At 73.3% G+C, this 7,444-nt stretch carries 7 protein-coding genes; all 7 read right to left on the reverse strand.

All coding sequences use genetic code 11. The annotated features are described in order from the left end of the window. Window positions 1-141: 141 nt before the first annotated feature. The 7 genes from AB0L40_RS08285 to AB0L40_RS08315 all read right to left on the reverse strand — a co-directional run bounded on the left by AB0L40_RS08285 (window position 142) and on the right by AB0L40_RS08315 (window position 7,318). Window positions 142-1,482, reverse strand: a complete 1,341-nt coding sequence (locus tag AB0L40_RS08285; RefSeq protein ID WP_364351982.1) for a DUF2254 domain-containing protein — start codon at window positions 1,480-1,482, stop codon at window positions 142-144. 56 nt (window positions 1,483-1,538) lie between these two features. Then, window positions 1,539-2,393, reverse strand: coding sequence for a methyltransferase domain-containing protein (locus tag AB0L40_RS08290; RefSeq protein ID WP_364351985.1), 855 nt, complete (start codon window positions 2,391-2,393; stop codon window positions 1,539-1,541). 69 nt (window positions 2,394-2,462) lie between these two features. Further along, complete coding sequence (leuD, locus tag AB0L40_RS08295; RefSeq protein WP_364351988.1) at window positions 2,463-3,083, reverse strand: 3-isopropylmalate dehydratase small subunit; 621 nt, start codon at window positions 3,081-3,083, stop codon at window positions 2,463-2,465. A 36-nt stretch (window positions 3,084-3,119) separates the two neighbouring features. Then, window positions 3,120-4,541 carry a 3-isopropylmalate dehydratase large subunit gene (leuC, locus tag AB0L40_RS08300; protein ID WP_364351991.1) on the reverse strand — a complete coding sequence of 474 codons (1,422 nt, stop codon included), beginning with the start codon at window positions 4,539-4,541 and terminating at the stop codon, window positions 3,120-3,122. 107 nt (window positions 4,542-4,648) lie between these two features. Continuing rightward, entirely contained in the window at window positions 4,649-5,263 is a 615-nt protein-coding gene (locus AB0L40_RS08305; RefSeq protein WP_364351994.1) for an XRE family transcriptional regulator, read from the reverse strand. An 80-nt stretch (window positions 5,264-5,343) separates the two neighbouring features. Continuing rightward, window positions 5,344-5,961, reverse strand: coding sequence for a hypothetical protein (locus tag AB0L40_RS08310; RefSeq protein ID WP_364351997.1), 618 nt, complete (start codon window positions 5,959-5,961; stop codon window positions 5,344-5,346). Window positions 5,962-5,965: 4 nt separating this feature from the next. After that, window positions 5,966-7,318, reverse strand: coding sequence for an NCS2 family permease (locus AB0L40_RS08315; RefSeq protein ID WP_364352000.1), 1,353 nt, complete (start codon window positions 7,316-7,318; stop codon window positions 5,966-5,968). Window positions 7,319-7,444 lie beyond the last annotated feature (126 nt).

The raw sequence follows: 7,444 nt of genomic DNA on the forward strand, positions 1-7,444 counted from the left end.
ATGTCGTGGCGACCCTGGCGGCCCATCCGGCAAGAATCTATATCGGAGATCAGTTCTTTCGACGATGGGCGGGCCCCGACACGATCGCCCCCGCCCGGCCCGGGACGGCCGCCGTCGCCGCGGTGACGCTCCCGGCGCCCCTCAGCTCGCCCGCAGCGCCCCGAGCGCGTCCTCGGTGCGATCCCGCTGGTACCGGGCGGCCTCGCGGCGCTCCTCCGGCGCCCACTCGCAGAGGTCGTCGAGCATCACGCGCAGGTGGCGGCGGACCTGGGCGTGGCGGGCGCCGAAGTCCGCGAGCTCCTCGCACGAGAGCCGCAGGTAGTGGCCCCACGTCGGGGCCGGCATCGTCACGCGCACGTGGCCGCGGGCGTCCCGCACGCGCAGCTCGCCGAGCTGCCGCCACGCCAGCCGGCGCAGCAGGTCGTGCATCTGGTCGATCGCCTGAACCGCCGTCGTCGGGTCGTTGACGCCCGGCGCCAGCCCCTTGAGGCCGATGTCGACGAGGACCCGGAACGCGTGGCGCGGGTCCGCCGACAGCGTCGGCTCGCTCGCGAACGCCAGCGCCGCGCGCAGGTCGTCCTCGTGGTCGGCGACGGGGACGCCGTCGATGCGCAGGAGCGCCGAGTGCACGGGCACGAAGCGTCCGACCGGCACCTGCAGGTCGATGCGCGTCCCGGCCCTCGTGGCGACGCGCGAGAGCCGGATCAGGTCGGCGGCGACCAGGACGCCCGGACGGCCCTCGTGGTGCAGCGTCGTCGGGCCGTCGCCGAGGAACCGGCGCGTCGGCGGGGCGTCGCGGTCGCCGTCCCAGTACTCGGGCTCGGCTGCCTCGTGGACCTCGATCACCGTGTCCGACGGCGCGGTCAGCGGGGCCTCGGGCGAGGCCGCCGCCAGCGGTGCGTCCCCCTCCACGCCGAACGCGACGGGGTGGACGACGTCGAGCTCCTTGCGAGCCTTGTCCCCGACCGTCGCCACCGCGTTGCCGGCGCGCAGCGTGTTGGAGATCCGGTCGAGCATCACGACGAACATCACCGCCGCGAGGATCGACCAGATGGTCGCGACGATCCCGAAGACGTCGTCGGTGCTGTTGCGGCCTGGGTGGACCATGAGCGCGCCGATCGTCGCGTAGGTGAACGCGCCGAACGACAGCCCGAGCGCCCGCTTGACCATCCGGTCGCGGCGCAGGATGCCGACGAGGCGCGGCGAGAGCGCGATCGACGCGAACTCGACCGTGATGAACGCGATCGTGATGACGAAGCCCGCCAGCGCGAGCATCCCCGACGCGATCGACGTCAGCAGCGTGGCGTCGACCTCCGGCGCGGAGATGATGTCGATCGCCGGGACGAGCTCCGTCAGGCCGACGAGGACGAGGGCCAGGCAGACGTAGAACGCCGGGATCAGCCAGAGGCTCTCGCCGGCCAGGTGGCGCAGCCGGAAGCGGGTGATCGAGCGGACGCCGGAGCGACGGGAGCGAGCGCGCATGCGCCAGATGAGTACCCTTGCGCCACGCTCTGCACGTCCGGCGTGCCCGACCTCACTCAGCCGCGCAGCCGCGCGGCGATGTCCTCGGGCGACTCCGGGATCGCCTCGCCCGGGACCGCCACGGGCGCCGGGGCGCCCTCCTCGCCGCGGGTCGCGCTCATGTTCAGCCGGACGTAGTCCAGCGTCACGACGCCGTCGACCTCGAGCTCCTCGCGGACCGCCTCGACGAAGTCGTCGTGGGCCTCCTCGGGGAGCCGCTCCAGGTAGCTGCCCAGGACGACGGTGCGCAGGAAGGCGTGGGCGTCGTCGAGGACGACGGGCCGCGGCTCCAGCCAGCAGCGGACGTCGACGAAGCCCGCGGCGCGCAGGCGCTCCTCGGTCTCCCCCGGCTCCGCGAAGTTCCAGTCGTCGACCCAGCCGAGGAACGCGTCGTCCCACGGCGCGCGCTCGCGGAGCCGGCCGATCGCCGCGGCGACCGACGCGATGTTGCCCGCCCCGCCGCACTGGGCCTCCAGCCGGCCGCCGGCGACCAGCGCGTCGGCGAGGCGCGAGAACAGCACGCCGTGATCGGCGATCCAGTGGAACGTGGCCGTCGAGACGATCACGTCGACCGGCGCCGCGAGGACCAGGGCGGTGAGGTCCTGGACCTGCAGCTCGACCGACCGCGGCAGGACACGTCCGGCCTGGGCGATCATCGACGGCGAGCCGTCGACGCCGATCACGCGGCCGCGCGGGACGAGCTTCAGCAGCTCGGCCGTAACGCGCCCGGTGCCGCAGCCGGCGTCCAGCGCGGTCTCGTCGCCGCGCAGGTCCAGGCGGCCCAGCACGTCGCCGCCCCACGCCCGGTGGGGCGTGGAGACGCGGTCGTACGTGCGGGCCTCCCAGTCGCGGGGGCCGTCGGTGTCGCTCATCGCGCACCCCCGGCGCCCCGGGCGGGGCGCCGGTCGCAGCTCGTGCTCATCGGCGCCGTCCCCGTCCGCTCAGGCGACGGGCGTCGTCTGGATCGTCCTGCCGTCGGGCCCCTGCGGGGGCAGCGACAGCGAGCTCGGGCCCGGGAACGGGGAGGCGGCGCGCGCCTCCTCGTAGCGCGTGATCGCCCCCTCGTCGTTCAGCGTCAGGCCGATGTCGTCCAGCCCGTTCAGGAGGCGGTGCTTCGTCTCGGGGTTGATGTCGAACGAGAAGGTCTCGCCGCCGGCGACGACCGTCTGCGACTCGAGCTCGATCCGGGCCGTGCCGGCGGCGGCGATCTTGCGCACCTGCTCCTCGGGCAGCTCGATCGGCAGCAGGCCGACCTTCGTGCAGTTCGACGCGAAGATGTCGGCCAGCGACGTCGCGATGATCGCGCGGAAGCCCGCGTCCTCCAGCGCCCACGGCGCGTGCTCGCGGCTGGAGCCCGAGCCGAAGTTCGCGCCCGACGTCAGGATCGGGTTGCCGATCTCGACGTCGAAGCTCGCCGACTCCTTGGCGTCGTGGAAGAGGAACTCGCCGAAGCCGGTCCGCTCGACGCGCTTCATGAAGCGCGCGGGGATGATCTGGTCGGTGTCGACGTCGTCGCGCGGCAGGTCGGAGACCTTGCCCTCGATGATGCTGATGGGATCCATGGGAGGGGTCCTTTGCTCTCGAAGTCCGGTCCGTGCCTAGGCGGCGACGGGCTCGCGGTCGCCCGCGGGGTCGAAGGTGCGCACGTCGACGAAGTGGCCGGCGATCGCGGCGGCGGCGGCCATCTGCGGGGACACGAGGTGCGTGCGCCCGCCCTTGCCCTGGCGGCCCTGGAAGTTGCGGTTGGACGTCGAGGCGCAGCGCTCGCCGGGCGAGAGGACGTCGGGGTTCATGCCCAGGCACATCGAGCAGCCCGCGCCGCGCCAGTCGAAGCCGGCCGCGGTGAAGACCTTGTCCAGGCCGAGCTCCTCGGCGGCGATCTTCACCTGGACGGAGCCCGGGACGACCATCGCGTAGACGCCGTCGGCGACCTTGCGGCCCTTGATGACGTCGGCGGCGGCCTGCAGGTCCGCCAGGCGGCCGTTGGTGCAGGAGCCGAGGAAGACGCGCTCGATCGAGATGTCCTCGATCCGCTCGCCGCCCTTCAGGCCCATGTACTCCAGCGCGCGCTCGGCCTGGCCGCGCTCGGCCGGGTCGTCGAAGGACTCGGGCGTCGGGACGGTGCCGTCGACGCCGACGACCATGTCCGGCGTCGTGCCCCACGTGACGCGCGGCGACAGCGCGGTGACGTCGACGTCGATCTCGCGGTCGAACGTCGCTCCCTCGTCGGTGTAGAGCTGCTTCCAGGTCGCAACCGCGGCGTCCCACGCGGCGCCGGTCGGCGCGGCGGGCTTGCCCTGGACGTAGTCGAAGGTCGTCTGGTCCGGCGCGATCATGCCCGCGCGGCCGCCGCCCTCGATGGTCATGTTGCAGATCGTCATGCGGCCCTCCATCGAGAGCGCCTCGACGGCCGGGCCGGCGAACTCGACGACGTGGCCGACGGCGCCGTCGACGCCCATCTGGCCGATCGCGCCGAGGATCATGTCCTTGGCGGTGACGCCGAAGGGCAGGTCGCCGACGAAGTTGATCCGCATCGACTTCGGCTTCTTCTGCACCAGGCACTGCGTGGCGAGCACGTGCTCGACCTCGGAGGTGCCGATGCCGAACGCCAGCGAGCCGAAGGCGCCGTGCGTGGCCGTGTGGGAGTCGCCGCAGACCATCGTCATGCCCGGCTGGGTCATGCCCTGCTCGGGACCGACGACGTGGACGATGCCCTGGCGGTCGGAGCCGAGCGAGAAGACCGGCACGCCGAACTCGGCGCAGTTGTTCTCGAGCGTCTCGACCTGCACGCGCGAGAGTGCGTCCTTGATCCGTGCCGCGACGGGGGTGCCGTCGGTCGGGACGTTGTGGTCCGCGGTGGCGAGCGTCTTGTCCGGGCGCCGCACGGGGCGGCCGGCCAGGCGCAGGCCGTCGAACGCCTGCGGGCTCGTGACCTCGTGGACCATGTGGAGGTCGATGTAGATCAGCCCGTCGGCGACCTCGTGGGTCTCCCAGATCTTGTCGAACAGCGTCTTCGGCATGGCGTTCTCGTGAGGGTGGTGGGTGTGGTGAAGGTCTTCGGTGCGCCGTCGTCGTCGCGCGTCGAGGGGACGGGCGAGACGCGCGGCGCGGTGGGCGGGGCGGCCGCTCAGCTGCGGCGGAGCCCCGCGTTGACGACGGCCAGGAGGACGGCGGTCCCCGGGCCGGGGTTCTCGAAGTGGTGCGGCAGGTCCGCGTCGAACGTGACGCAGTCGCCCTCGGCCAGCGGGTGGTCCACGCCGTCGCAGTGCAGCACGACGGCGCCCTCCTCGACGAGCGCGATCTCGCGCGTGCCCGGCTCGTGCATCGGAGGGTCCCCCACGTTGCCGGTGCGCGACCCGCCCTTGAGCTCGTGACGGGTCAGCTCGCTGCGCTGGCCCGGCAGCGGGGCGGTCAGGATCTCGACGACGTGGCCGCGCTTGGGCGACCCGCCGCGGCGGCGCTCGTCGGCGCGGACGATCGTGACCGAGCCGCCCTCGTCCAGGCGCAGCAGCTGGCTGAGCTTGAGGTCCAGGCCGGCGGCGATCCGCGCGGCGACCTGCAGCGTCGGCGAGCTCTCCCCCCGCTCGACCTGGCTCAGCGTCGTGGCCGACACGCCGCAGCGCTCCGCGAGGTCCCGCAGCGACAGCCCCATGTTGTCGCGCAGCGCGCGGACGCGGGGTCCGATCTGGATCCGCTCCCGCTCGCTGTCGGGGATCTCCGTCCCCGGGGACATCGTCGCCATGGGTCGTACCGTATCACGTACGCCCGTCCCGTCAACCGGACGACGCTGTGTGCCGGGCCACAGTTCGTGGCCCGCCGGACTCAGGGAGCCTCGGTGCGCTGCGCACCCGAGAGCTCGCGGATCACCTCGAGCGCCCCGCCCGCGTTGCGCCCGTGGACCGCGGCCACCAGCACGCCGGACGCCCGGCCCGAGCGGATCGGGAGGCCGAAGGCGCGATCGCCGACGAGGACCGGGGCGATCGCCGGGGAGCCCGCCTGCGCCTTCCAGTCCTTCAGCGCCGGCGCCAGGTCGTAGAGCCCGCCGTCCGCGGCGAGCGCGGTCACCTGCGCGGCGTCCTCCGCGAGGTAGACGTCGCAGTCCTCCGACTCCGTCCGCTGCCGCTGCGTGAACGCGGCCAGCGATCGGCCGGCGCCATCGGGGAAGCCGAGCGTCGAGACCTGCAGGCGCTCCGTCGCCGCGTCGAACCGCCGGACGGTCGACTCCAGCAGGCGCATCTGGGCCAGCGGCCCGCAGATGCCGACCGCGCCGACGGCGTCCTTCGCCATCCCGGCGTCCAGGCCCTTGGCGTCCTTCTCCAGCGCGGACGCCGTGGTCGTCGCCGACACGGCGGTCGTGGAGTCGCCGCCCGAGCCGCCCCCGCAGGCGGCGAGGGCCACGGAGCACGTCAGGAGCGTCGTGAGGAGCAGGCGCGAGATCATGGGGTCAGACGGTCCCGTAGGAGAAGTACCAGACGAAGACGGCGGCGACGGCGCCGAGGAGGGGGTGCACGTCGCGCCAGCGACCGCGGAGCACCGCGATCAGGACGTAGAGGATGACGCCCGCGCCGACGCCGTTGGCGATCGAGTACGTGAAGGGCATCAGGACGACGGTGGCGAAGGCCGGCAACGCGACCCCGATGTCGTCCCAGTCGATCGACGCGATCTGCCCGATCATCAGCGCGCCGACCACGACGAGGACGGGGCCCGTCGCTGCCGACGGGATGACCGCGGCGACCGGGGCCAGGAACATGCAGAGCAGGAAGGCGACGCCGGCGACGACGTTGGCCAGCCCCGTCCGGGCGCCCTGTGCGGCACCGGCGGTGCTCTCGACGAAGATCGTGTTCGACGACGCCGAGGCGGCGCCGCCGGCGATCGCGCCGGCGGACTCCACGAGCAGGATCCGGCGCAGCATCGGCAGGCGGCCCTCGTCGTCGACGAGCTCCGCGCGGCGGCCGACGGCCAGTGCCGTGCCCATCGCGTCGAAGAAGTTCGCCATCAGGACGGCGACGACGACCGCGATCGCCGCGCCGACGCCCAGGACGTCGAAGACGTTGAACGAGACGTCGCCGACCAGTCCGAAGTCCGGGGTCGACGTGACGCCGTCGGGGAGCTCGGCCCCCGGCACGGGCGTCCCGCTGGCGATCCCGTTGATGACGATGCCCAGCACGGTCGCCAGGAGGATCCCGAGCAGCAGCGCCGCCGGGACCCGGCGCGCCACGAGGACGGCGATCGCCACCAGGCCGACGACGAAGACCAGGGTGTTCCACGTGGCGATCTCGCCGTTGAGCGCGACGATCGTCCCGCCGTCCTTCGGGTGCTGCACGATCCCCGCGTTGACGAGGCCGATCAGCGCGATGAAGAGCCCGATGCCCGCGCCGATCGAGCGCTTCAGCACGTCGGGGATCGCGTTCATGATCGCCTCGCGCAGCCCGGCGAGGACGAGCACGAGCATGATCACGCCCTCGATCACGACGACACCCATGGCGTCGGACCAGTCCAGGCCGCGCCCGGCGACGAGCGCGTAGGTCACGAAGGCGTTGATCCCGAGTCCGGCGGCGAGGGCCATCGGGACGTTGGCGAAGACGCCCATCGCGATCGTCATCAGGCTGGCGACCAGCGCCGTCGCGGTGACGAGCGCGGCGTGGTCGAGCTTCAGGCCCGTGCCGTCGGCCACCGATCCGAGGATCGCGGGGTTGACGGCGAGGATGTAGGCCATCGTCGCGAAGGTCGCGAGGCCTGCGAGGACCTCGGTGCGCACGGTGCTGCCGCGCTCGGAGATGCGGAAGAAGCGGTCCATGGTCGTCTCGGGGGGGCGTCGGTCGGGGGATCGTCCGCGCGCGGCCGGGCCGGGCCCGGGCGGCGGACGAGGGGCGAAGGCTACGACCGCGGGCGGGCGGAGCGCGGCTCCCCCGCGCCGGCGACG

Origin of the sequence: Patulibacter sp. NPDC049589 (assembly GCF_040675535.1) — a bacterium.
Lineage (GTDB): Bacteria > Actinomycetota > Thermoleophilia > Solirubrobacterales > Solirubrobacteraceae > Patulibacter.

What these genes read in the sequence shown, in the direction of transcription:
- leuC (WP_364351991.1), bottom strand. Translation starts at nt 4,541, where the DNA reads ATGCCGAAGACGCTGTTCGACAAGATCTGGGAGACCCACGAGGTCGCC.
- AB0L40_RS08290 (WP_364351985.1), bottom strand. Translation starts at nt 2,393, where the DNA reads ATGAGCGACACCGACGGCCCCCGCGACTGGGAGGCCCGCACGTACGAC.
- AB0L40_RS08305 (WP_364351994.1), bottom strand. Translation starts at nt 5,263, where the DNA reads ATGGCGACGATGTCCCCGGGGACGGAGATCCCCGACAGCGAGCGGGAG.
- AB0L40_RS08310 (WP_364351997.1), bottom strand. Translation starts at nt 5,961, where the DNA reads ATGATCTCGCGCCTGCTCCTCACGACGCTCCTGACGTGCTCCGTGGCC.
- leuD (WP_364351988.1), bottom strand. Translation starts at nt 3,083, where the DNA reads ATGGATCCCATCAGCATCATCGAGGGCAAGGTCTCCGACCTGCCGCGC.
- AB0L40_RS08285 (WP_364351982.1), bottom strand. Translation starts at nt 1,482, where the DNA reads ATGCGCGCTCGCTCCCGTCGCTCCGGCGTCCGCTCGATCACCCGCTTC.
- AB0L40_RS08315 (WP_364352000.1), bottom strand. Translation starts at nt 7,318, where the DNA reads ATGGACCGCTTCTTCCGCATCTCCGAGCGCGGCAGCACCGTGCGCACC.